Genomic DNA, 21,336 nt, shown 5'->3' with positions numbered 1-21,336 from the left:
CGGGCCGTCAGACTTGCGGCATGAAAGACGATCGGTTGGCTGCTGCTGTCGGGAACGCCTCGCTGCTGGGTATCGGCTACGTGCTGTTGCGCCGCTGGCGGTTGGCGATCGCTGCTCCGTTGATCTCGATCGCGCTCGTGCTGCTGGTGGTGGCGCAGAAGGCGCTCTGGTGCGAGATCGTGCTGTTGGTGTGGTGGGTTGCTGTCGTCGTACACGGCTGGCTCCTGGGGGGCAAGCCGGGGACGCGGTCGGCGACCGAGCAGCGGCTGATCGCCTTGTGTGTAACGGTTCCTGTCCTCCTGGCCGGCGTCTTCTTCCGCGTCGAGGCCGTCGGAATCCAGAACGACGTCGCTGACGCGCGCGCAGCCGGCGACTGCGCTGGTGTGACGGCCGCACAGCAGAAGGCCCGGTACGGCGATCGCGTGGCGGATGCGCCGGGGATTGAGCGGCTCGGCGTTGATGTCGAGGCTTGCCAGCAACTGCAGGAGATCGCGCTGCGGTTGGAGGGGACCTGGTCGGGTGATGTCGACCTCCTGGGCGAGCAGTTCGCGAAGCTCGGCGAGGTGCTGGCGAAGCCGGGGCAGGAGAAGACGGTGGAGAAGGTACTCGACCAATACCTCGGCACGGTGACCAAGGGCGGCCCGTGCCCGACGGTCGAGCTGGCGACCTGGCTGCGCGGTCGGCACCAGACCCAGAACGTGCTGGACAAGGCGAACTCGGTCGGCGACGGCCTCGTGCCTGAGGCTCAGTTCGAGTGCGCCCAGTCCGAGGCCAAGGCGGCGAAGTGGCGCGCGGCGCTGGGGCGGTACCAGGAGCTGATCGGGCAGTACCCCCACGCCGCCATCACGCCGAAGGCGCGCGCCGCAATGGCTCTCGTGGCGGTGAAGGTCGAGCTGCTCGACGTCCGCGGCCTGGTCACCTCGGGGGAGTACTGCGACAAGCCGGCGAAGTACAGCGGCGCGCCGCTCTACCGCCGCGGCGTGAACCGCGCGCTGTTCCTCGGTGAGACCAACGAGTACCTCGATCAACTGCCGCGCCAATGGAAGACGGACGTGCCGACCAACGCGTCGGTGGTGATCTGCACTGAGGCGGTGGAGGACGGACCGGCCATCCGGACCTGCCCTTACACCCGCGAAACCGATCCGAACCTTCACTTCAACCGCACCTTCCGCAAGGTCGTGGTCCCGGTGCGGATCTACGCGTTGCGCACCGGCAAACTCGTGCGGACCGGCAAGGTGACGATCACCGGCGAGGCCTGCCCGCTCGTCTACACCGACGACTCGGGTCTGACGCCGGTCTACGGCAGCACGATCTCGACGCCGGTCGATCCCTCGGACGCGAACGTGCGAGCTGCGTTCCAGCCGTTGCTGGTCAGGCGCTGAGCTCTAGGTCTCGTTGACAGACTCAGCTGGGAGCTGTGAGGCTCGGCGCATGACAGAGATCGAGGACGGCCCGCGCTCCCGCACCTTCACCTGGCCGGATCCGGCGGAGATCGCGGCCCGGGTCGGGACGACGTCCGGCCTTGAGATGCTGCAGGCGCTGCGCGACGGGGAGCTCCCGCCGCCGCCGATCCTGCAGCTGATCGGCGCGACCGGCATCGAGGTCGAGGAGGGCCGGATGACGGTCATCATGCCCGCCCAGGAATTCCACTACAACCCGCTCGGCACGGTGCACGGTGGCGTGATCGCGACCCTGCTCGACACCGCCGCGGGCTGCACGGTGCACTCGACGCTGCCGGCCGGTGTCGGCTACACGTCACTCGATCTGAACACGCGCTTCATCAAGCCGGTCACGGTGAAGTCCGGTGAGCTGCGCTGCACCGGTCAGATCATCAGCCGCGGCCGCCGTACCGCCGTCGCCGAAGCGCGGCTGGTGGACGAGCGCGGCACGCTACTCGCGCACGCCACGTCCACCTGCCTGATCTTCGACCTACCTAGCTGAGGAGCTTCTCGACCGCGGACAACCGCACGCAGACCGTCAGTCCGGCGACCGCGGTCTCGAGCTCGTCGAGCTCCGGGTACGTCGGGGCGATCCGGATGATGCTGTCCGACGGGTCGTCGCCGTACGGGTGGGTGGCGCCGGCCGGGGTGAGCGCGATCCCGGCCGCCTTCGCCTTGGCGACGACGTCCGCGGCGCAACCGTCCGGCACCTGCAGCGTGATGAAGTAGCCGCCGGCCGGCGCGTTCCAGGACGCGAACCCGGTGTCGCCGAGGTCGGCGGTGAGGATCTTGTCGACCGCCTCGAACTTCGGCCGGATCAGCCCGGCCAGCTTGCGCATGTGCTCGGCCAGGCCGTCGGCGTCGCGCAGGAACCGCACGTGCCGGAGCTGGTTGACCTTGTCCGGCCCGATGCTCCGCTTCACCGTGTGGCTCGCCCACCACTTCAGGTTCGCCGGCGAGGCGCCGAAGAACGCGACCCCGGCCCCGGCGAAGGTGATCTTCGAGCTCGACCCGAACACGAAGACGCGATCCGCGTACCCGGCCTCAGCAGCCAGCGCCAGTACGTCGGCCAGCTCCGCGTGCTCGTCGGTCAGGTGGTGCACGGCGTACGCGTTGTCCCAGAAGATCCGGAAGTCGGGCGCGGCCGTGGTCATCGTGGCGAGCCGGCGGACCGTCTCGTCCGAGTACGTCGTGCCGGTCGGGTTGCTGTACTTCGGCACGCACCAGATGCCCTTGATCGAGGCGTCGGCGGCGACCAGCCGCTCGACCTCGTCCATGTCCGGGCCATCGGCGGTCAGCGCGACCGGGATCATCTTGATGCCGTAGCGCTCGCAGATCCCGAAGTGCCGGTCGTAGCCCGGCACCGGGCACAGGAAGCTGATCTCGCCGTCGGCCCAGCGGCGCTCGGCGCCCGGCACCTGGCCGAGCAGCGCGAACACGATCGCGTCGTGCATCAGCTCGAGGCTCGAGTTGCCCAGAGCGAGCAGCTGGTCGGCCGGGACCTGCAGTCCTTCGGCGAAGATCGCGCGCAGTTCGGGCAGCCCGTTGGTCCCGCCGTAGTTGCGCAGGTCGGTGCCGTCCGCGCCGACCGGACGCTCGATCGCCCCGAGAATTCCGTCGGCGAGATCGAGCTGTCGCGGCGACGGTTTACCACGGGTCAGATCGAGCTTCAGCCCCTTCGCGGCGAGAGCGTCGTACTCCGCCTGGGCGCTGTCCCGCTGCGCCGTCAACTCTTCCACCGTCAAGGCCGAACCACCCACGACATTTCCCTTCGCTGCACTCGTTACGCACAGCTTAATGGGAGCCGACAGGCAGCTATACCACGGGTCAACGCCCTCCGCAGTTCGGGAACTTCGGGTCCCACGGCGGGCAGGCCGGCTTGGTCGGCTTCGTCGGTGGGACCCCCGGACCGTGCGGAGGGATCGGCGGGATGCCGGGCGTGACCGGCGGCGTCGGGGGAGTGGGCGGCGGCGCGTCGCTGCCGTCCGACAGCCAGAGCGTGATCGTGGCCCCGGGCAGGGCGCCGTCCTCGGTCCGCGGGCTGGTGTAGGCCACCGTGCCGGAGACCGCGTCGGACTTGACCAGGTCGTCGGCGACCGTGACCTTGAAGCCGAGCGCCACGAGCTTGGCGGTCGCCTCCTCCGGCGTCATCCCCTTCACCGACGGCAGGTCCTTCACGTTGCCGCGGATGGTCTTGTCGTCCGGCTGCACGAACTTCGACGTCGCCATCCCGGCCAGGGCGCCGCGCATCGCGGTCTCCCAGATCGGGCCCGCCGTACCGGAACCGGACGCGTCGTGCAGCTGCTTGCCGTTGAAGATCTGCCGGATCAGGTTGTTGTACGGCGGGGTCGCGTCGGCCACGACCGACGCGGCCGCGAGCTTCGAGGAGTACCCGGCGAACCACACCGAGTGGTTCTCGTCGGTCGTTCCGGTCTTGCCGGCCAGGTCGCTGCGGCCGAACTTCAGCTTGCCACCGGTACCACCCGGCTCCATCACCTGGTGCAGCACGTAGTTGACGCCGTCCGCGACCTGCTGGGTCATCACCGGCTTGCAGCTGCGGCCCGGTGTCGCGATCGACTTGCCGCGGACACTCGCGACCGCGGTGATCACCTGCGGGTTGCAGAACGTGCCCCGGGCCGCGAACGTCGCGTACGCACTGGACAGCATCATCGGCGTGATCAGACCCGCCGAGCCCAGTGTCATCGACGGAACCTGCAGCAGCGGCGTCTCGCTCTGGGCGTCGCGCATGCCCATCTTCGCCGCGAGCGTCGCGATCGGGCACAGGCCGACCTGCTCGGACAGCTGCAGGAAATAGGTGTTGGTCGACGCCCGCGCCGCCTCGATCATCGAGGGATCGGCCACGGTCTTGGTCGAGTTCTTCGGGACGTAGTGCGGGTCGGAGGCGGTGCCCTTGCAGGTCTTGAACTCGCGGCCGCTCAGGTCGAGGGTCTGCGGCGAGGTGATCCGGAAGTTGAGCGGAACACCCTTCTGGATCGCGGCGGCGATGGTGAACGCCTTCATCGTCGAACCGTTCTGGAACCCGCCGAAGCCACCGGGGTAGGACTTCTCGACGTTGTAGTTGTACGCCGTCTGGTTCTTCTTGAACCCGTACGGCTTGCTCTGCGCCATCGCCTTCACCAGACCGGTCCCGGGCTCGACGATCGTGATCGCGGCGACGGCCTGGTCGGTGGGCTTGGAGTGCTGGTCGATCGACTTCTGCGCGGCGGCCTGGATCTTCGGGTCGAGCGCGGTCTTGATCGTCAGGCCGGCGGTCTCGATGTAGTTCTCCCGCGCCTCGTCGTCCTTGCCGAAGACCGGGTTGTCCTTCAGCTTGGCCACGACGTAGTCGCAGTAGAACGGGTACTTCGAGTTCGCGCAGCCGTTCGGCACGCTCTGCACCTTGCGGGTGTCGATGACGGGGGTCTTCATCGCGGCCGTCGCCTGCTTGGCCGAGATCATGCCGAGGTCGCGCATCCGCACCAGCACGGTGTCGCGCCGGACCTTGGCCTTCTTGGGGTTGTCGGTCGGGTCGTAGCCGACCGGGTTCTTCACCAGCCCGGCCAGCAGCGCGGCCTGCGGCAGCGTGAGCTTCGACGCGGGGACCCCGAAGTAGTGCCGGGCGGCGGCCTCGACGCCGTACGAGCGGCCGCCGAAGAAGGCCAGGTTCAGGTAGCGGTGCAGGATCTCTTCCTTCGGGATCTTCTGCTCGACCGCGATCGCGTAGCGCAGCTCGGCGAACTTGCGCTCGTAGGTGTCGGCGGTCGCCGCCGCGCGCTCCTCGGGAGTCTTCGCCTTCGCGACCAGACTGAGCTTGACGTACTGCTGGGTGATGCTGGAGCCGCCCTGCGACACCCCACTGCCCGACTGGTTGCGCAGCAACGCGCGGAGGGTGCCCTTGGCGTCCAGGGCGCCGTGCTCGTAGAACCGGTCGTCCTCGATCGCCACGATCGCCTTCAGCATGATCGGGTTGATCGCCTTCAGCGGGACCTCGGTCCGGTTCTCCTGGTAGAGGGTCGCGATCAGGGAGCCGTCGCTCGCCTGGATGACCGTCTTCTGCCGCGACGGCGGGATCTCCAGGTCCTGCGGGAGGAACTGGACCGTGTTGTGCGCGGTCGCCGTGGTCACCCCGGCCAGACCGGCCAGCGGGAGCGCCAGACCGGCCACGAGCGCGCCGGACAGTGCGCTCACCAGGAGGAAGAGGAGCACCGACCGGAGGGCATTCGGGCGGGCCGGCTCACTTCTGTGCATGGTCCGGCACAGTACGGCAGGAGTGGGGGCTTCGGCAGGCCTGAGATCACGGAATTAACACATTCGACGCGCGATCTCACCCTCTGTGATCTCACTTTCACGCGCCGCTGCTCACTGTGCGCTCTTTCTCAGGGAAGCTACCAATCCGTGACCCAACCAGTAGACCGTGACCGGCGTCTCATCGGCAAGAGCAACAGTTGGGGAGGAAATGATGAAGCGATTGATGATCGGGCTGGCCGCACTCGCCACCACGGGGGTGGCGCTGCTGGGGGTGGCGCCGGCCGACGCGCAGGTTGTTGCTGCCAGCAACAGCTCGGCGCTGACCTACGGCCAGCGGAACTTCGACTGCGACCCGGAGTACGGATGCCACGCGTCCGCGGTGCTGCCGAAGTCCTGGAAGTACACCGCGCTGGGTCACGGTGAAGGCCGTTTCACCGACCGCGCCGTACCGCGGATGATCCGGATCGACGCCGATCTGGACAGCCACCCGGGGACGGCGACCGCCGCGCTGAACAAGCAGAAGGCGCTCAAAGGCACCCGGGGGCTGAAGATTCTCGGTCTCCAGAACGGCACGATCACGTCGACGATGCAGCAGGGACCGCTGCGGATCTCGACGCTCGTCTACACCTACCGCAGCGGGTCGGAGACGCGCTGGGTGGCGACGCGCTACGTCGGCTTCCACGGTGACAAGACCGCGAGCGCCGAGGTCACCGTCGGCGGTCGCCTGCAGGACCGCACCCTGCTGGGTACGGTCCTGACGAAGGCCACGCAGTCACTGGCCCTGTACGGCTAGAACCTGCGGTAGGTCGCCGTCGGCCAGCACACCAAGGCGTTTGGTGGCGCGGGTGACGGCGACGTACAGGTCGGAGAGGCCTCGAGGGGACTCGGCGATGATGCCGGCGGGATCGGCGATCAGCACCGAGTCGAACTCGAGGCCTTTGGCTTGCGTGACGTCGAGCAGCGCGACCGGTGCGTCGAGTACGCCCGGGTCGTTGCTGCGGGCAACATCATCCAGTACGGCGGCCAGTTCGGCGTACCGGGGTGACGGGACCAGCACGACGAGCCGGCCGTCGTCCATCGCCGCGCGCTCGGTCTTGATCGCGGTGGCGAGCGCGTCGGTGAACTCCTCGGTCGGTACGGCGCGGATCCACGGCTCGCTGTCACCCTCGCGGACCGAGACCGGTGGCTGGAGGCTGGGATCGATGGCCTTCAGTACGTCGGCCGCGACCGTCATGATCTCGGTCGGTGTGCGGTAGTTGACGGTCAGCTCGGCGCTGCGCCAGCGACGTGGTGCATAGCGCTCGAGCAACTCGGCCCACGATTTCACCCCGGCATCCGTGCCGGTCTGGGCGATGTCGCCGACCAGCGTCATTGACCGGCGCGGGCATCGGCGCATCAGCAACCGCCAGTCCATCGCCGACAACTCCTGTGCCTCGTCGACGATGAGATGCCCGAAGACCCAGCTGCGGTCCGACGACGCGCGCTCGGAAACCGTGCCCGGGTTCTCGATCAGCTCCTGGCGCTTGTGCACCAGATTCTCGAACTGCTCGATCTCCCACGGCATCACCACGATGTTCTCGGCCTCCATCTGCACCTGGACGACCTCGCGCGCGTACTTCCACGCGTCCGCAGCCTCGGCCTCGGCGGCCGCGGCCTGTTGCCTTCTCGCCGCGACGGCAGCATCCAGCTCACCGATCAGTTCGGCGGCTTCGTCGAGCAGCGGTACGTCGGACGCCGTCCAGGGCGCGTCGATCGGGCGGAGGATCGCGGCCCGATCGTCCTCGCTCAGGTGCGGCGCCGCGGCGGCCAGTCGCTCGGGCGACGACAGCAGCACGCTGACCAGGAGCTGCGGAGTGAGCTCCGGCCAGAGATGGTCCAGAACGCCTTGCACGCGGTCATCCTCGGCCAGCTCTTTGTGGATGTCCTCGATGTCCTCTTCGCCGACGTACTGCCGGCCGATCTTGTCGACGACCTGATCGGTCAGCACCTTCAGAATCCTGCGGACGAAGATCCGGCGGGCCGGATTGTGCGGCCCGTCGGATTCGAGTGCCTTCTCCTTGGCCTTCCGGACAGCGGCCGGTCGCAGCACGAGTTCATGCTGATCGACCTTGAACTCCATCGGCGCATCCGGAATCCGCCGGAAGTTCTCCACCGCTTGGGCGAGGACATCGACCATCGCCAGGTCGCCCTTCACCCGCTGCGCAGCAGCCCCTTCCGTAGCGGTCGCCTCCACTCCGGGATAGAGCTCACCAACAGTCGCCAGTACGACGTCGGTCTCGCCCAGCGACGGCAGCACCTGATCGATGTAGCGCAGGAACGTCGTGTTGGGCCCGACCACCAGTACGCCGGTCCGCGCCAACTGCTCGCGATGCGTATAGAGCAGGTAGGCCGCGCGATGCAGCGCGACGACCGTCTTGCCGGTACCGGGACCGCCCTGAACCACCAGTACGCCGGGCAGCTCGGAGCGGATGATCTCGTCCTGCTCGGTCTGGATCGTCGCGACGATCTCGTTCATCCGGCCGGTCCGGCTGGCGCCGAGCGACGACATCAACGCGGCCTCACCGATCAACGTGCTGCGGTCGGTGTCCTGAAGCGCGTCGAGATCGAGGACGTCGTCGTCCACGCCGACCACGGTCCGGCCGTTCAGGCGGATGTGCCGGCGCCGGGTGACGCCGAGCGGCGCGGCCGGAGTCGCGCGGTAGAAGGACTGGGCGAGCGGCGTGCGCCAGTCGATCAGGAGCGGGTCGTACTCCTCGTCGAACAACCCGATCCGGCCGATGTGGAACCGTTCGCCGTCGGTCTCGTCGATCCGGCCGAAACACAGGCCGCGTTCCACCGACGACAGCTGAGCGAATCGGTTGGAGAAAAGCTTGGTGAATGATTCGCGTTCGCTGCTGCCCTGCAGATTGTCGACGGTGTTCTCGCGCTGCACGCGACCGAGCTCACCCCGTGCCCTTTCGCGCAATACGTCGAGCCTTTCGTACATGATCGCCACATGCCCTTGTTCTTCGGCGATTTCCTGTGCCAGCAAGTGATCCGTCACGCTGTCCCCGATCTTGCAAACCCTTGGACTGTCTGATAATCTGGTCTTAGTTGCCCCACCAGGGCAACTTTTCTTGTTTCAGACACAAACACCCAACGGTAGCTATTCCCGGGGTTACTGCGCAAGTAATGCGATCAATTCGCCGTGAATTGGGTGGCGGAGTCGCGGATGATGAGGGTGGTGGCCAGTTCGACGTGGTGCGAGTCGACGGAGTCGCCGGCGGCCAGGCGGAGCGCGGTGCGGAGGGCGACGGCGCCCATTTCGCGCAGGGGCTGTTTGACCGTGGTCAGTGGTGGTGAGGCGAGGCGGGCGACCTGGGTGTCGTCGAAGCCGACCACGCTGAGGTCTTCGGGGATCCGCAGGCCGCGGGAGCGGGCCGCCTCCATCACGCCGAGGGCAACCTCGTCGCTGCCCGCGAAGATCGCGCTCGGCCGGTCCGACAGGTCGAGGAGGGCGGATCCGCCGGCCACGCCGTCGTCGTACAGGAAGTCGCGTTGCCAGATGTAGTGCCGCGGTACCGAGGCGCCGGCGGCCTCCATCGCGCTACGGAAGCCGCTCAGGCGCGCCTGGTTGCAGCCCGAGGTGGGTGGGCCGCCGAGGTAGGCGATCTGCCGGTGCCCGAGCTCCAGCAGGTGTTGGGTCGCGGCCATGCCGCCGGCGAAGTTTGTTGAGCCGACGCTTGTCACGTCCGGCTCGGGGATGTTCGCGGGATCGATGACCACCAAGGGAAGTCGGGCCCGTGAGAGGGCGGCGAGGTCGGCGTCGGTGAGCTCGCTGGTGATCCCGATCGCGGCCCGGCGGCCGCCGGCGATCAGCTCGCGGATCCACCGGCTCGCGCGGTCGGTGACGGTGGATTCGCGCCGCGGATGCGCATTCAGTACGACGTCGACGTCGGCGGACTGGCCGGCCTCGACCACTCCCTGGATGATCTCGACCGAGTAGTTGTTCAAGGCGCCTTGGTAGAAGAGCTCGACCGAGTCCCGGACCACGGTCTCGGGACGGCGGCCGACGTACCCGTGCTGGTTGAGCAGCTCCTGCACCCGGGCGCGGGTCGCGGAGGAGACGTCGCTGCGGCCGTTGAGCACCTTGGAGACGGTGGCGATGGAGACCCCGGCGGTGGTCGCGACGGACGCCAGCGTCACGGCGGCCTTCGGTCGTGGCATCGTGTTCCCCCTGGTGATCGAGGGTTGATTATCGAAAGTTTTCGAAGCGGTTGGCAAGCGGGAAAAGCCTGCTGTGCAAGGCGAGTAGGAAAACTCGCTGACGTCTTGACAGTGGTATCACCGAAACCTACGTTACGAAACACCTTCAGGGAGACGGAGATCACAGTGGATGCCATGACGCCGTATTCGAATGGCATGGCCCGGCGGGCCTTTCTTGGTTTGGTCGGAGCGGGGACGCTCGCGGCCTGCGGCAGCTCCGGACCGACGACCACGCCGGGTTCCACCGGTGGCGGCGCGGCCGGCAGCGGTGCGACGTACTGGTTCCTCACCGGGCAGCCGCAGCAGGGCATCCGGGAGGGGCAGGTCAAGCGGTTCAACGATGCGAACTCGGGCACGCAGCTGAAGACGACCGAGTTCCAGAACGACGCGTTCAAGCAGAAGATCAAGACCGCCATCGGGGCCGGGCAGGGGCCGACGCTGATCTGGGGCTGGGGTGGCGGCGGGCTGAAGAGCTACGTGGATGCGGGTCAGGTCGAGGACCTGACCGACTTCTTCGGGCAGAACGCTGCGCTGAAGGAGTCGATCTTCCCGTCGGCCTTCGGGGCGGCGACGGTCGGCGGGAAGATCTACGCGATGCCGGTCGAGACCACGACGCCGATCGTGCTGTTCTACGACAAGCGCGCGTTCGACAAGATCGGCGCGCAACCGCCGCAGTCGTGGGGCGACATCATGGATCTGGTGCCGAAGTTCAACGGCGCCGGGATCGCGCCGTTCTCGCTCGGCGGGCAGTCGCGCTGGACCAACATGATGTGGCTGGAGTTCCTGTTCGACCGGATCGGCGGCAGTGAGGTCTTCCAGAACATCTTCGAGGGCAAGGCGAACGGCTGGTCGGATCCGTCCGCGCTGAAGGCACTCGACGAGATGCAGAAGCTGATCAAGGCCGGCGGTTTCATCAAGGGCTTCTCGTCGATCACCGCGGACTCCAACGCCGACCAGGCGCTGCTGTTCACGGGCAAGGCCGCGATGATGCTGCACGGCGCGTGGACGTACGGGAACATGAAGTCCTCTGGTGGGGACTTCGTGACCGGCGGGCATCTGGGCTACATGAACTTCCCCGGGGTCGATGGCGGCAAGGGCGATCCGAGTGACACGGTCGGTAACCCGGGGCAGTACCTGTCGATCTCGTCGAAGGCGAGTGCGGCCGACAAGGAGATCGCGAAGAAGTTCCTGGCCAGCAACACGCTCGACGACGCATCGGTGGACGCGTGGGTGAAGTCGGGGAACATCTCGGTCGCGAAGAGCTCGAAGGACCGGCTCGCCGGGATCACCGACAAGAGCGACTCCGAGTGGCTGAACTTCGTCTACAACACGTCGGCGAACGCGAAGACCTTCGCGCAGTCGTGGGACCAGGCGCTGAGCCCGACCCAGGCCGAGACGCTGCTCGACAACATCGCCAAACTCTTCCAGCTGTCGATCTCACCCCAGCAGTTCGCCGACAGCATGAACGCGGTGATCGGCAAGTGAGCTCTGGTACGGCGGGTGGCCCGGGCCGAGCGGCTACCCGTCGTACTGGTTCCTCGCACGGAACCGGTGCGGTCGGGTGGATGGTGTTTCCGGCGCTGCTGATGTTCGTGGTGTTCGGGGTGGTGCCGCTGGTCGGCGTACTGGTGCTGAGCTTTGCGCAGTGGGACGGGTTGGGCGCGATTCACCCAGCAGGGTTCGCGAACTGGGGATCGGTACTGTCCGATCCCGGGTTGCCGCATGCGATCTGGGTGACGTTCGAGATCATGATCCTGTCCTGGGCGGTGCAGACGCCGCTGAGTTTGCTGATCGGAACGTTTCTAGCCGGCCGACAGCGATACCGCGGGCTGCTCGCCGTTCTGTACTTCGTACCGCTGCTGCTGAGCTCGGCCGCGATCGCCATTACGTACAAGGCTTTGCTGGACCCGAACTTCGGGCTCGGGGCCGGCCTCAAGATCGGGTTCCTCACCCAGGACTGGCTCGGCCGCAGTGGGCTCGCGGTCGGTGTGGTGATCTTCGTGGTGTCCTGGCAGTTCATCCCGTTCCACTCGCTGATCTATCAGGGTGGTGTCCGGCAGATCCCGACCACGATGTACGAGGCGGCGGAGATCGACGGGGCCGGCCGGATCCGGCAGTTCTTCAGCATCACGGTGCCGCAGCTGAAGTACACGATCATCACGTCGTCGACGCTGATGGTGGTCGGGTCGCTGACCTTCTTCGACCTGATCTTCGTGCTCACCGCGGGTGGTCCCGGCGATGCGACGCGGGTGCTGGCGTTGGACATGTACAAGCGCGGGTTCCAGGCGAACCTGATGGGCCCGGCGAGCGTGATCGCCGTACTGCTGGTCTTGATCGGCCTCGCGCTGGCGTTGCTGCTGCGCCGGCTGGGCGGCAGTACGACGGCCAGTCAGCAGGAGGGAGCCTGAGATGCGGAAACTGCTGCGGTTGAACTGGCTCGGTGGCTCGGCCGGGTGGTTGTGGCTGGTCGTCGTGATGATCCCGCTGTACTGGATCGTGGTGACGAGTTTCAAGGACCAGTCGGCGTACTTCAGTCAGAATCCGTTCGCACTGCCGGATGCTCCGACGGTGGCGAACTATCAGCTGGTGATCCAGTCCGACTTCCCGCGGTACTTCGTGAACAGCGTGATCGTCACGGCGGGCACGATCATCCCGGCGGTGGCGATCTCGTTCCTGGCGGCGTACGCGATCGTGCGCGGAGCCGGCAGCCGCTTCCTGGCCGGTGTGAACGGGTTGTTCCTGATGGGGCTGGCGATTCCGCTGCAGGCGACGATCATCCCGGTCTACCTGCTGATCATCCGGATGCATCTGTACGACAGCCTGCTCGCGATCGTGCTGCCGTCGATCGCGTTCGCGATCCCGCTCTCCGTGCTGGTACTGACGAACTTCATCCGCGACGTACCGAAGGAACTCTTCGAGTCCATGCGCGTCGACGGTGCAACCGAGTGGGGCATGCTGCGCACCCTCGCGCTGCCGCTCACCCGGCCGGCGCTGGTGACGGTCGCGATCTACAACGGTCTCGGTGTCTGGAACGGGTTCCTGCTGCCGCTGATCCTCACCCAGAGCCCCGAACAACGCACCCTGCCCCTGGCACTGTGGACCTTCCAAGGCCAATACAGCGTGAACGTCCCCGCGGTCCTCGCCTCCGTCGTCCTCACCACCCTCCCCATCGTCATCCTGTACGCCGTCGGCCGCCGCCAACTGCTGAGCGGCCTGACCGCCGGCTTCAGCCGCTGAGTTATTCCTTGCGGTCGGCGATGGCCCGGGTGGTGAGGAGGGCAGCGGCGAGGAGTGCTGCGCTGAGGATTGCTAGGAGGGTGAGGGGTGCGGCGGCTTGGATGGGGGAGCGGTTGCTGTCGGAGAGGAGGCTCATGAGGGCGCGGATGGGGGAGATCCAGCGGATGAGGAGTACGGCGAGGATGGCGGCGGCTGCGGTGAGCATGGCGATGCCGATGCGTGGGATGACGAGTCGGGAGCAGAGCAGGCCGATGGCGATTCCGACGAGGGCTGCGGTGAGGTGGGCGACGACGCCGATGGTGAGGATGCCTGCGGTCACGACGTGCTTGCCGGTGATGAGCGGGTAGCCGAGGCCGATCGCGATCAGAGGGACGCACCAGGTGAGGATCACCGCGACGGTCATCGCGAGGACCTTGGCCGAGCTGCCGATCATCACGAGGGTGATCCGGCGTTGGGTCGGGTCCTCGTGGTTGACGATCGAGACGGTCAGCCAGGTGGTGCACACGAGCATGGCGAGTACACAGAACGCGTACGACGACTGGAGCGGTCCGTTGTCCGACGTCGTACCGACCGCGAGCGCTGCAAGGAAGATCAGGGTCGGCGGCAGATACCGCTGGGACAGCAGCACGCTGGTCATCAGAAACCGGTAGAGAGCGCTCACCGGGCGTTCACCTTCCGTACCGAACAGCCTTGGGAGAGCGCGGCCAGCAGTACCGCGTCGTGTTGCCCAGTCGGTACGACGAGCGTCGTACCGGCGGCGCCGTGATGAACCTCGACCACCTCTGGCCGCGTGGACCAGTCGAGTTCGGGACCTGACGCCAGCACGATCTCGGTGAGTGCGGCTGAGTGGGAATCTGAGCGGGAAACTGAGCGGGAATCTGGGCGGGAAACGTCGTGGAGCGCTCTCTCGTGCAGCTCGCAGGTTCTGGTCGCGGTGGAGCGGACGGTTTCGGTGGAGTGCTCGGTGAAGGCGACGGCGGCACCCGCGTGGGCGGTCTCGGTGAGAAGCTCGCGGAGGGTCGCGTGAGCGGTGGCGTCGAGGCCGGACCAGGGCTCGTCGAGCACAAGCAGCTCAGGCGGTGTCAGCAACGCCTGCGCGAGCGCGACCTTCTGCGCGTTCCCCTTGGACAGCTTCCGCATCGGCGTATCCGCACCACCGGTCAACGCGAGCCGCTCGAGCAACACCGAGGAGCGCTCTCTCGCCGTTCCCGAACCGAGCCCGCGGATCCGGCCCATGTGCCGCAAGTACGCCGACGCCGACAACCGATCGTGCGACGTGAACACATCGGGCACATAGCTGACCACCTGCGCGGACCGACGTACCGTCCCCGACGTCGGCCGGGACAACCCGACCATCAGCTTCAGAACGGTCGACTTCCCCGACCCGTTCGCACCGACCAGCGCCAGCAGCTCACCGGCCTCGACCTGCAGATCGACCTCACTGAGGATCTGCCGGCGCCCGTACCGCTTCGAGACGTTCGTCAGCCGCACAACCTCCATGCCCAGACCCTATCCGCGTCGGGTTCATCACCCGGGAGAGCGGAACGGTCAGAGCGGCCGAGGCGACGAGCGAGGCGGCGGCGAAGAGAGCGATTGCCGGGGCCGGAGCGGTGAGGTCGGCGAGAGTACCGGCGAGGATGGCGCAGATGCCGAAGGTCGTCATCCGCAAGGCGGACTCGATGCCGAGGACCTGGCCGCGTTGATCCGGGGGAGTGAGTTCGACGAGCACCTCTTGCTGAGCGAGGGAGGCGGCGTAGCCGCAACTGCCTAGCGCTACGGCGGCGGCGAGGAGGACGAGCGGGAGGTCGAGGGCGAAGGCCAGGAACGGGACTCCCAGGATGAACCGGAGGTACTGACCGGCGCGGCGACGTTGGGTGCGGGTGAGGAAGCGTCCGACCACGAGGTCGCCGGACAACATGCCGGCGGCTCCGGCCGCGAGCAGCCAGCCGGCGTGCGCACCGGCGTACGGGACGAAGAGGGCTTCGCAGCCAACGACCAGGCCGTTGGGGATCGTGAGGGCGAGGAGGAGTGGTCGGGTACGGGGCTGGCTGAGGAGGCGGCGGTTGCCGCGCCAGGTTTCGGCGAGGCTGGTCCGGGCGCCGCGACGCGGGGCGCGGTCGCGGAGGCCGAAGCGGATGACCGGGATCGTGAGTGCGGAGCACGCGGTCGCCAGCCAGAGGACCGTGGACGGACTCATTGCCTGCAGCAACAATCCGGCGACGCCGAAGCCGGCGATCTGCATGGCGCCGACGGACAGGTTCATCGCCGAGCGGCCGAGGATGAACTGGTCGGCGGCGACGATGTCGTTGAGCAGCCCCCAGCGAACGCCGGAGCCGATCGACAACCCGTAGGCGACCACGAGCGCGAGCGCCAGTCGTGCCGCGGACGGGAGCTGGAAGGCAGCCTGAGCGGTGACGGCCGCGGTCGAGAGGACGGCGAGGACGACGAGGATCCGGCGCGGGCGGGCGGTGTCGGCCGCCGACATCAGCGTCGAGACGCCGAGTACCTGCGCGAGCGACGGACCGAACATGACGAGCGCGGCGAGGAGGGCCGAGCCCGTTGCCGCGTTCACGAGTAGGGCGAGCGTCAGGCTGGTCATGGTCGAGGAGGCGTTGCCGAGCGCGCTCCCGATCCACAGACTGCGGAACTCGGCGTTCGCAAAGATCTGCCGATAGGTCGGTGTCCCCTGGGTCATGTCTGGAAGCTTCGGTGGTGGCACCGTGGGGTCCTACAGTTTCGGGTGGAGGCGAAACCTTGTCCGAATTTCTCGTCGACGCCGACACGCTGGCGAACGCCCGCTTTGCGACGTCCGAGCTCACCGAGACCGTGTCGGCACTCAAGTTGCTGCTGCGTCCGGTCGAGCCGTGGTTCCGCGCGTGGAAGGACACGCACCGGCCGGCCTTCGAGGCGCGGCTTGCCGCCGAGCCGGTGTGGGCGGCGTTGCTGGAGAGCGCTTTCGGGCGTAGCTGGACGGCGGACTTCCTGACCAGCCTGCCGCTGGATCCCGACGCCAAGCTCGCTGACGAACTCGACGCGCTCTTGCGCCTGGACGACGACGAGATCCGCGCGGATCTGCGAGTGGTTCGTGACCCGCTGCCCGCGATCCTGGACTCGGAGAGCGCTCTCGCCGCCAGCGTCGCGGATCTCCTGACCTGGGTCTGGACGCACACCGTCGAACCGGACTGGCCGCGACGCAGACGTCTGCTGCAGGCCGACATCGTGTCGCGGACCTCGCGACTCAGCGAGCAAGGCTGGTCCGGCGTACTGCGCGGGCTGGGACCCGACGTGCAGTGGCTCGGCGACGGGCGGATTCAGGTGAACCGCTGGGACTACCCGGTGACCGACGTCCGCGGTCGTTCGCTGATGTTCATCGCCACGCACACCCAACGCGTCAGCGTCAGTTGGCGACTGCCGGACCGGTTCGCCCTGACCTACCCCGTGACCGGCATCTTCGCCGGCACCACCGCCTTGGCCGAGCCTCTGGTCGACCTCCTCGGCCGCAACCGCGCCCGCATCCTCACCGCCGCCATCGACCCGATCAGTACGACGGCCTTGGTCGCCGCCACCGGCCTGTCCCTCGCGACCATCTCCGACCACCTCCGGATCCTGACGGCGGCCGGGCTGCTCGAACGGCGTCGTTCCGGTCGCTCGGTCCTGTACTGGCAGTCCGACACCGGCCACCGCGTCACCCAGATCCCACCGGAACCTCCCCAGCAACTCGCCTAGGAATCCGGAAGCAGGATGTCCGGAACGAGCCCTAACATCGGCCCATGAACCAAGAGTTCAGGGAGCAGGTACGGGCTGAGCAGCTGACGATCGTGCCGGCCAGCGAGGCGACGTGGGCGGACTTGCGGGCGATCTTCGGTGCGACCGGGGACACGTCGCGCTGCTGGTGTCAGCGATTCCGGATGTTGCCGAAGGAGACCTGGCGGTCTGAGGGTCCGGAGGAGCTTGCTGCTCGGCTGCGCGATCAGACGGCATGCGGTGATCGGAAGGCGTCGGCGACGAGCGGACTGGTCGCGTATCTCGACCGTGAGCCGGTCGGGTGGTGCGCGGTTGCGCCGCGCGCCGATCACCCGAGGTTGTTGCGCGACAACCGCGTCCCCTGGGAGGGACGCACTGAGGACAAGACGGACGCCACTGTCTGGGCCGTGACCTGCTTCGTCACCCGCGTCGGCTATCGGCGGCGAGGTATCAGCAGCGCACTCGCCCGAGCCGCCGCCGACTTCGCCCGCGACCGGGGTGCCCGAGCAGTGGAGGGCTACGCGGACTTCGTGGACGGCGGATCCGTCGGGACCCTCGCCATGTTCACCGACGCCGGTTTCACCGAGGTCAGCCGCCCAGGCCGCCGCCGCGCCGTACTCCGCATCGACTTCGGAGCGAACTCTTAGACCGGTCACAACCTGGGCCGGGATGGTGGATCGCATGACGGAAACGATGATCCGGCCACGATCCCGGACGAAGCGATGGGCGTCGCGACTGGTCGCCGATCTGATGGGGCTGCTCGCGATCGCCGCGGTCGCGGTGACGACCTGGATCTGGGCGCGCGATGGTGGCCTGCTGCAGACCTTCGTGTACCCGCAGTACCTGCTGGAGTCCCAAGCGCTCTACACCGGCCTGCTCTCACAGGTACTGATGGTGTTGATGGTCCTGTTCATGGCCCGGATCCCTTGGGTGGAACAGTCCTGGGGGCACGATGTCCTCGCGCGAAGACACAAGTGGCTCGGATACGTCTCGTTCTGGCTCGCCCTGGTGCACACCGCGTTGTTCGCGCTTGAACGAGTGCAGCGTCGGCCGGCGGAGTGGGCGGGTGCGCTGTGGCAGCTGTTCATCACGGACTCATGGATGCTGTGGGCAACGATCGGTACGCTGCTGATCATCGCCGTGGTGATCACCTCGATCCAGATCGCCCGCCGGCGGTTGCGGTACGAGTCCTGGCACCTGCTGCACCTGTACGCCTACCTCGGCATGGCCTTCGTCCTCCCGCACGAACTTGCCGACGGCATCCATTTCCACGCCGCCTGGACCCGCGCTTTCTGGTGGGTCCTGTACGCCGGTTCGCTGGCCGCCGTACTGATCTGGCGGATCGGATGGCCCTTGTGGGTCTCGTGGCGGCACCGGCTGGTCGTCGAGGCCGTCGTCCCTGAGACAGAGAGCGCTTTCTCGGTCGTTCTCCGGGGACGGCGGCTGGAGCGGCTGCGGACCGAGTCCGGCCAGTTCTTCATCTTCCGGTTCCTGGGTGGGCGGGGCTGGACGCGGGGCAATCCGTACTCGATCTCCGCGGCCCCGACGGACGACGGACTGCGGATCACCCTGGAGGCCGGTGGCGACGGCGCCGAACGGGCGCGCACGTTGGTTCCCGGGACCAGGGTGCTGATCGAAGGCCCGTACGGGACGATGACCGCCGCCCGGCGCCGGCATCCGCGGATGGTGATGCTGGCAGCCGGTGTTGGCATCACACCGTTCCGGGCGTTGCTCGAGGACGCTGACTACGGTCCGGGCGAGGCGACGCTGATCTACCGCTACACCGATGCCGAGCACGCGATCTTCCGGACCGAACTCACCGAGCTCGCCGAGCAGCGTGGCGTTGAACTGATCCTGCTCCCGGGCCGACGCCGCGACGACGGTTCGTGGCTGCCCGCGGACGTCGAGGGGACCGATACCGACGTACTGCTGCGGTGTGTGCCGGACATTGCCCACTGCGACGTCTTCGCCTGCGGCCCGGTGCCGTGGCTGAAGTCCGTCCGGCGTGCCGCCCGCCGGGCCGGCGTCAAGACCCGCGACTTCCATCACGAGGACTACGCCTGGTGATGGCAACCCCCGCAAGAGAAATCACAGGAGGAACCATGAAAAAGATCATCGCGTTCGCCATCGGTACGGCGGCGCTCGTGGCCGGCGCGATCGGCGTCCAAACCTTCGCGACCTCAGGACCGGAGGACGGCAAGCAACCGCCCGCCGCCACCTCCTCCGAGGACCCGGCGAAACCGGGCGACACCGCCCGTCCCGGCTATACCGAGGATCACACCGGCAAACCCGGCGAATCCAAGTAGTCCCCCGTGAACGTCAGGACAGCGGGAGAGTGAGGATGGCTCGGAGGCCGGCGGTGGGGGAGGCGGTGAGGGTGAGGGTGCCACGGTGCAGGTCGGCTTGTTGCTGGGTGAGGGCCAGGCCGAGGCCGGAGCCGGGCGCGCGGGGGGACGGGCCGCGGGCGAAGCGTTCCTTGAGGGAGTCGCGGAGGTCGGCGGGGATGCCGGGGCCGTCGTCGTCGATGGTGAGGAAGACCTGGTGGTCGTCGCGGTGGAGCATGACGTCGACGCGGCCTTCGGGACGGCCGTGCAGGGCCGCGTTGTCGAGGAGGTTGTCGACGGCGGTGCGGAGGCCGGCCGGCCAGCCGTCGAGGATGGGGGCCCGGCCGTCGTCGACGGTCAGCCGGAAGGTGATGGCCGGGTGGCGGTGGCGGGCGCGGCGTACAGATTCTTCGACGAGGTCGGTGAGATCGACGTTCGCGCGGGCCGGCAGGGCGCCGGCGTCGCCGCGGGCCAGGGTTTGCAAGCCCTCCAGGAGTGCGGTGATGCGGGCGTGCTCCGCGAGGGTGGCGGCCAGGACCTGCTGCCGCTGGTCGGTGGGGAGGCCGGGGTTGCGGTGCATGGTCTCGAGATTGATGCCGAGGGTGGTCAGCGGTGTCCGGAGCTCGTGGCCGGCGTCGGCGGTGAAGCGGCGGGTGGACCGGGTACTGGTCTGGAGCTGGGCGAGCATGTCGTTGAGGGCGGCGGTGAGTTCGGCGACCTCACGGGTGCGGGTTTCCGCGGGGAGGCGCCGGCCCTCGTCCATCGTGCGGATACCGGTGGCCGCGGCCCGGAGGCGTTGCAGCGGGCGGAGCACGACAGTGATGATTAGCCACACACCGGAACCGGCGACGACGGTCGCACCGATCGCGATCACGGTGACCAGTTGTGTGTTGGCGGTCAGGCGTTGCTCGACCGGGCCGAGGTCCTGAAGGACCTGCAGGCGGTTACCGTCGGCAAGCGTCTGGGTGAGCGAACGCCAGGTCTGGTCACCGGCGTGGAGCGTGACGTAGCCGTCGGCCGTGGGGATCGGCAGGTCGACGGTCGGCCGGTCGCCGCGGGCGGAGACCTGGCCGTCGTGGATCAGCCGGACGAGCGACTGACTGCCCACCAGCAGGCCGCCGTAGTCGTCATCGGGATGGCCGTCGCCTTGGTCGAGCAACTTGCCGACGTCCTCGCGGACCTTCGCGGCGCGCGAGCCCAGCTGGTTGTCGAGGTCGGCCCGGTCGCGATGGTCGATGCGTACGGCGATGATCAGACCGGTCAGCGCGACCACGACCATCACGAGCAGCGCGACGCTGGCTGTGATCCGGGCGCGGAGACTGCGCGGGACGATGCTCATGGCCGCAGCACGAATCCGACACCGCGGACGGTGTGCAGCAGCCGGCTCTCACCCGCGAGCTCCAGCTTGCGGCGCAGGTAGCCGATGAAGACGTCGACGACATTGGTGTCGACGTCCCAGGTGTAGCCCCAGACCTGTTCGAGGAGCTGGTTGCGGCTGAGCACCTGACCGGAGTGCTGGGCGAAGACGAGCAGGAGGTCGAACTCGCGGGTGGTGAGGCCGAGATCGCGACCGGCGCGGGTGGCAGTACGCCGTACTGGCTCGATGGCGAGTTCGCCGGTGACGACCGGTCGCTGCGTACTGGTCTCGTGGAGTCGGACCAGCGCGTGCAGACGGGCGGCGAGCTCGCCGAGCGAGAACGGTTTGACCACGTAGTCGTCGGCACCGGCGGCCAGGCCGGCCACGCGGTCGTCGATCTCGTCGCGGGCCGACAGCATGCAGATCGGCAGCGTCCGGCCGGCGGCGCGGAGCCGACGGACCACCTCGACGCCGTTCAGGCCGGGCATCATCACGTCCAGCAGGACGACGGCCGGCAGCCGGGCGTCGATTGCGGTCAGCGCGGACTCGCCGGTCGGCGCCGCGCGGACGGTGAAGCCCTCGGCGCTCAGCCCGAACTCCAGTGATTGCCGCAGGCCCGCGTCGTCGTCGACGACCAGAACCTCCGGGATGCGGGCAGCGATAAGACGACCTCCTCGCCGGGTCCGGCGTACCTGGGTCTCAGTCTGCCAACCGATCTACAAAACAGCTTAAGAATCCGCCT

General features: G+C 67.8%; 19 protein-coding genes. 10 read left to right on the top strand and 9 right to left on the bottom strand.

Going from position 1 to position 21,336, the window contains the following annotated elements; genetic code table 11:
* Positions 1 to 20 precede the first annotated feature (20 nt).
* On the top strand, positions 21 to 1,382 hold the full coding sequence (locus tag ACFVWG_RS21570; protein WP_391545129.1) for a tol-pal system YbgF family protein: 1,362 nt from the start codon (positions 21 to 23) through the stop codon (positions 1,380 to 1,382).
* 49 nt (positions 1,383 to 1,431) lie between these two features.
* Positions 1,432 to 1,941, top strand: a complete 510-nt coding sequence (locus ACFVWG_RS21565) for a PaaI family thioesterase (protein ID WP_391545128.1) — start codon at positions 1,432 to 1,434, stop codon at positions 1,939 to 1,941.
* Here the strand turns inward: ACFVWG_RS21565 and ACFVWG_RS21560 are convergent.
* Both ACFVWG_RS21560 and ACFVWG_RS21555 read right to left on the bottom strand, forming a co-directional pair.
* A complete protein-coding gene (locus tag ACFVWG_RS21560; protein ID WP_391545127.1) occupies positions 1,934 to 3,184 on the bottom strand; it encodes an aminotransferase class I/II-fold pyridoxal phosphate-dependent enzyme in 1,251 nt (416 codons plus the stop codon). The genes ACFVWG_RS21565 and ACFVWG_RS21560 overlap by 8 nt on opposite strands.
* An 82-nt stretch (positions 3,185 to 3,266) precedes the next feature.
* Positions 3,267 to 5,687, bottom strand: coding sequence for a penicillin-binding protein (locus ACFVWG_RS21555; protein WP_391545126.1), 2,421 nt, complete (start codon positions 5,685 to 5,687; stop codon positions 3,267 to 3,269).
* A 211-nt stretch (positions 5,688 to 5,898) separates the two neighbouring features.
* Between ACFVWG_RS21555 and ACFVWG_RS21550 the strand changes: the two genes are divergently transcribed.
* Entirely contained in the window at positions 5,899 to 6,480 is a 582-nt protein-coding gene (locus tag ACFVWG_RS21550) for a hypothetical protein (RefSeq protein WP_391545125.1), read from the top strand.
* On the opposite strand, the gene ACFVWG_RS21545 is transcribed toward ACFVWG_RS21550, so the two are convergent.
* Entirely contained in the window at positions 6,460 to 8,730 is a 2,271-nt protein-coding gene (locus tag ACFVWG_RS21545; RefSeq protein ID WP_391545124.1) for a HelD family protein, read from the bottom strand. The two genes, ACFVWG_RS21550 and ACFVWG_RS21545, sit on opposite strands and share 21 nt — an antisense overlap.
* Positions 8,731 to 8,864: 134 nt before the next feature.
* Positions 8,865 to 9,893 (bottom strand): LacI family DNA-binding transcriptional regulator, encoded by a 1,029-nt coding sequence (locus tag ACFVWG_RS21540; protein ID WP_391545123.1) that lies wholly within the window; start codon positions 9,891 to 9,893, stop codon positions 8,865 to 8,867.
* A 174-nt stretch (positions 9,894 to 10,067) separates the two neighbouring features.
* Here ACFVWG_RS21540 and ACFVWG_RS21535 point away from each other — a divergent pair, with 174 nt between their 5' ends.
* From ACFVWG_RS21535 to ACFVWG_RS21525, 3 genes are read left to right on the top strand one after another with little or no spacing between them, the layout of a single operon-like run.
* A complete protein-coding gene (locus ACFVWG_RS21535; protein WP_391545122.1) occupies positions 10,068 to 11,417 on the top strand; it encodes an extracellular solute-binding protein in 1,350 nt (449 codons plus the stop codon).
* A complete protein-coding gene (locus ACFVWG_RS21530) occupies positions 11,414 to 12,340 on the top strand; it encodes a carbohydrate ABC transporter permease (RefSeq protein WP_391545121.1) in 927 nt (308 codons plus the stop codon). The genes ACFVWG_RS21535 and ACFVWG_RS21530 overlap by 4 nt, the downstream gene beginning before the upstream one ends.
* Position 12,341: 1 nt before the next feature.
* Positions 12,342 to 13,169: a carbohydrate ABC transporter permease gene (locus ACFVWG_RS21525; RefSeq protein WP_391545120.1), complete on the top strand. Its 828-nt coding sequence runs from the start codon at positions 12,342 to 12,344 to the stop codon at positions 13,167 to 13,169.
* A gap of 1 nt (position 13,170) precedes the next feature.
* On the opposite strand, the gene ACFVWG_RS21520 is transcribed toward ACFVWG_RS21525, so the two are convergent.
* Genes ACFVWG_RS21520 through ACFVWG_RS21510 form a run of 3 tightly spaced genes read right to left on the bottom strand, consistent with a single transcriptional unit; the run spans position 13,171 to position 15,864 of the window.
* Positions 13,171 to 13,830: a hypothetical protein gene (locus ACFVWG_RS21520; protein ID WP_391545119.1), complete on the bottom strand. Its 660-nt coding sequence runs from the start codon at positions 13,828 to 13,830 to the stop codon at positions 13,171 to 13,173.
* The gene (locus tag ACFVWG_RS21515) at positions 13,827 to 14,669 is read right to left on the bottom strand and encodes an ABC transporter ATP-binding protein (protein ID WP_391545118.1); all 843 of its coding nucleotides are present in this window, start codon (positions 14,667 to 14,669) and stop codon (positions 13,827 to 13,829) included. The genes ACFVWG_RS21520 and ACFVWG_RS21515 overlap by 4 nt, the downstream gene beginning before the upstream one ends.
* Positions 14,608 to 15,864 (bottom strand): hypothetical protein, encoded by a 1,257-nt coding sequence (locus tag ACFVWG_RS21510; RefSeq protein ID WP_391545117.1) that lies wholly within the window; start codon positions 15,862 to 15,864, stop codon positions 14,608 to 14,610. Before ACFVWG_RS21510 ends, ACFVWG_RS21515 begins: the two co-directional genes overlap by 62 nt.
* A gap of 59 nt (positions 15,865 to 15,923) precedes the next feature.
* Between ACFVWG_RS21510 and ACFVWG_RS21505 the strand changes: the two genes are divergently transcribed.
* The 4 genes from ACFVWG_RS21505 to ACFVWG_RS21490 are packed head-to-tail and all read left to right on the top strand — an operon-like array spanning position 15,924 to position 19,219.
* Positions 15,924 to 16,895 carry an ArsR/SmtB family transcription factor gene (locus ACFVWG_RS21505; RefSeq protein WP_391545116.1) on the top strand — a complete coding sequence of 324 codons (972 nt, stop codon included), beginning with the start codon at positions 15,924 to 15,926 and terminating at the stop codon, positions 16,893 to 16,895.
* Positions 16,896 to 16,939: 44 nt separating this feature from the next.
* A complete protein-coding gene (locus ACFVWG_RS21500) occupies positions 16,940 to 17,560 on the top strand; it encodes a GNAT family N-acetyltransferase (protein ID WP_391545115.1) in 621 nt (206 codons plus the stop codon).
* Between the two features lie 34 nt (positions 17,561 to 17,594).
* Positions 17,595 to 18,980: a ferric reductase-like transmembrane domain-containing protein gene (locus ACFVWG_RS21495; protein ID WP_391545114.1), complete on the top strand. Its 1,386-nt coding sequence runs from the start codon at positions 17,595 to 17,597 to the stop codon at positions 18,978 to 18,980.
* Between the two features lie 35 nt (positions 18,981 to 19,015).
* Positions 19,016 to 19,219, top strand: a complete 204-nt coding sequence (locus ACFVWG_RS21490; RefSeq protein ID WP_391545113.1) for a hypothetical protein — start codon at positions 19,016 to 19,018, stop codon at positions 19,217 to 19,219.
* A 13-nt stretch (positions 19,220 to 19,232) separates the two neighbouring features.
* Here ACFVWG_RS21490 and ACFVWG_RS21485 read toward each other — a convergent pair whose 3' ends face one another.
* Both ACFVWG_RS21485 and ACFVWG_RS21480 read right to left on the bottom strand, forming a co-directional pair.
* A complete protein-coding gene (locus ACFVWG_RS21485; RefSeq protein ID WP_391545112.1) occupies positions 19,233 to 20,576 on the bottom strand; it encodes an ATP-binding protein in 1,344 nt (447 codons plus the stop codon).
* Complete coding sequence (locus tag ACFVWG_RS21480; RefSeq protein ID WP_391545403.1) at positions 20,573 to 21,232, bottom strand: response regulator transcription factor; 660 nt, start codon at positions 21,230 to 21,232, stop codon at positions 20,573 to 20,575. Before ACFVWG_RS21480 ends, ACFVWG_RS21485 begins: the two co-directional genes overlap by 4 nt.
* Positions 21,233 to 21,336 lie beyond the last annotated feature (104 nt).

The sequence above is a fragment of the Kribbella sp. NPDC058245 genome, from assembly GCF_042882005.1.
Classification (GTDB): domain Bacteria; phylum Actinomycetota; class Actinomycetes; order Propionibacteriales; family Kribbellaceae; genus Kribbella.
The sequence above is the reverse complement of the archived record's forward strand: the minus strand, read 5'-3'. Positions and strand labels throughout refer to the sequence as shown.

Excerpts from the sequence above, each read along its gene's own strand:
- ACFVWG_RS21500 (WP_391545115.1), top strand. The coding sequence starts at position 16,940 with ATGAACCAAGAGTTCAGGGAGCAGGTACGGGCTGAGCAGCTGACGATC.
- ACFVWG_RS21540 (WP_391545123.1), bottom strand. The coding sequence starts at position 9,893 with ATGCCACGACCGAAGGCCGCCGTGACGCTGGCGTCCGTCGCGACCACC.
- ACFVWG_RS21495 (WP_391545114.1), top strand. The coding sequence starts at position 17,595 with ATGACGGAAACGATGATCCGGCCACGATCCCGGACGAAGCGATGGGCG.
- ACFVWG_RS21525 (WP_391545120.1), top strand. The coding sequence starts at position 12,342 with ATGCGGAAACTGCTGCGGTTGAACTGGCTCGGTGGCTCGGCCGGGTGG.
- ACFVWG_RS21535 (WP_391545122.1), top strand. The coding sequence starts at position 10,068 with ATGACGCCGTATTCGAATGGCATGGCCCGGCGGGCCTTTCTTGGTTTG.
- ACFVWG_RS21485 (WP_391545112.1), bottom strand. The coding sequence starts at position 20,576 with ATGAGCATCGTCCCGCGCAGTCTCCGCGCCCGGATCACAGCCAGCGTC.
- ACFVWG_RS21490 (WP_391545113.1), top strand. The coding sequence starts at position 19,016 with ATGAAAAAGATCATCGCGTTCGCCATCGGTACGGCGGCGCTCGTGGCC.
- ACFVWG_RS21515 (WP_391545118.1), bottom strand. The coding sequence starts at position 14,669 with ATGGAGGTTGTGCGGCTGACGAACGTCTCGAAGCGGTACGGGCGCCGG.
- ACFVWG_RS21550 (WP_391545125.1), top strand. The coding sequence starts at position 5,899 with ATGAAGCGATTGATGATCGGGCTGGCCGCACTCGCCACCACGGGGGTG.
- ACFVWG_RS21570 (WP_391545129.1), top strand. The coding sequence starts at position 21 with ATGAAAGACGATCGGTTGGCTGCTGCTGTCGGGAACGCCTCGCTGCTG.
- ACFVWG_RS21510 (WP_391545117.1), bottom strand. The coding sequence starts at position 15,864 with ATGACCCAGGGGACACCGACCTATCGGCAGATCTTTGCGAACGCCGAG.
- ACFVWG_RS21565 (WP_391545128.1), top strand. The coding sequence starts at position 1,432 with ATGACAGAGATCGAGGACGGCCCGCGCTCCCGCACCTTCACCTGGCCG.
- ACFVWG_RS21555 (WP_391545126.1), bottom strand. The coding sequence starts at position 5,687 with ATGCACAGAAGTGAGCCGGCCCGCCCGAATGCCCTCCGGTCGGTGCTC.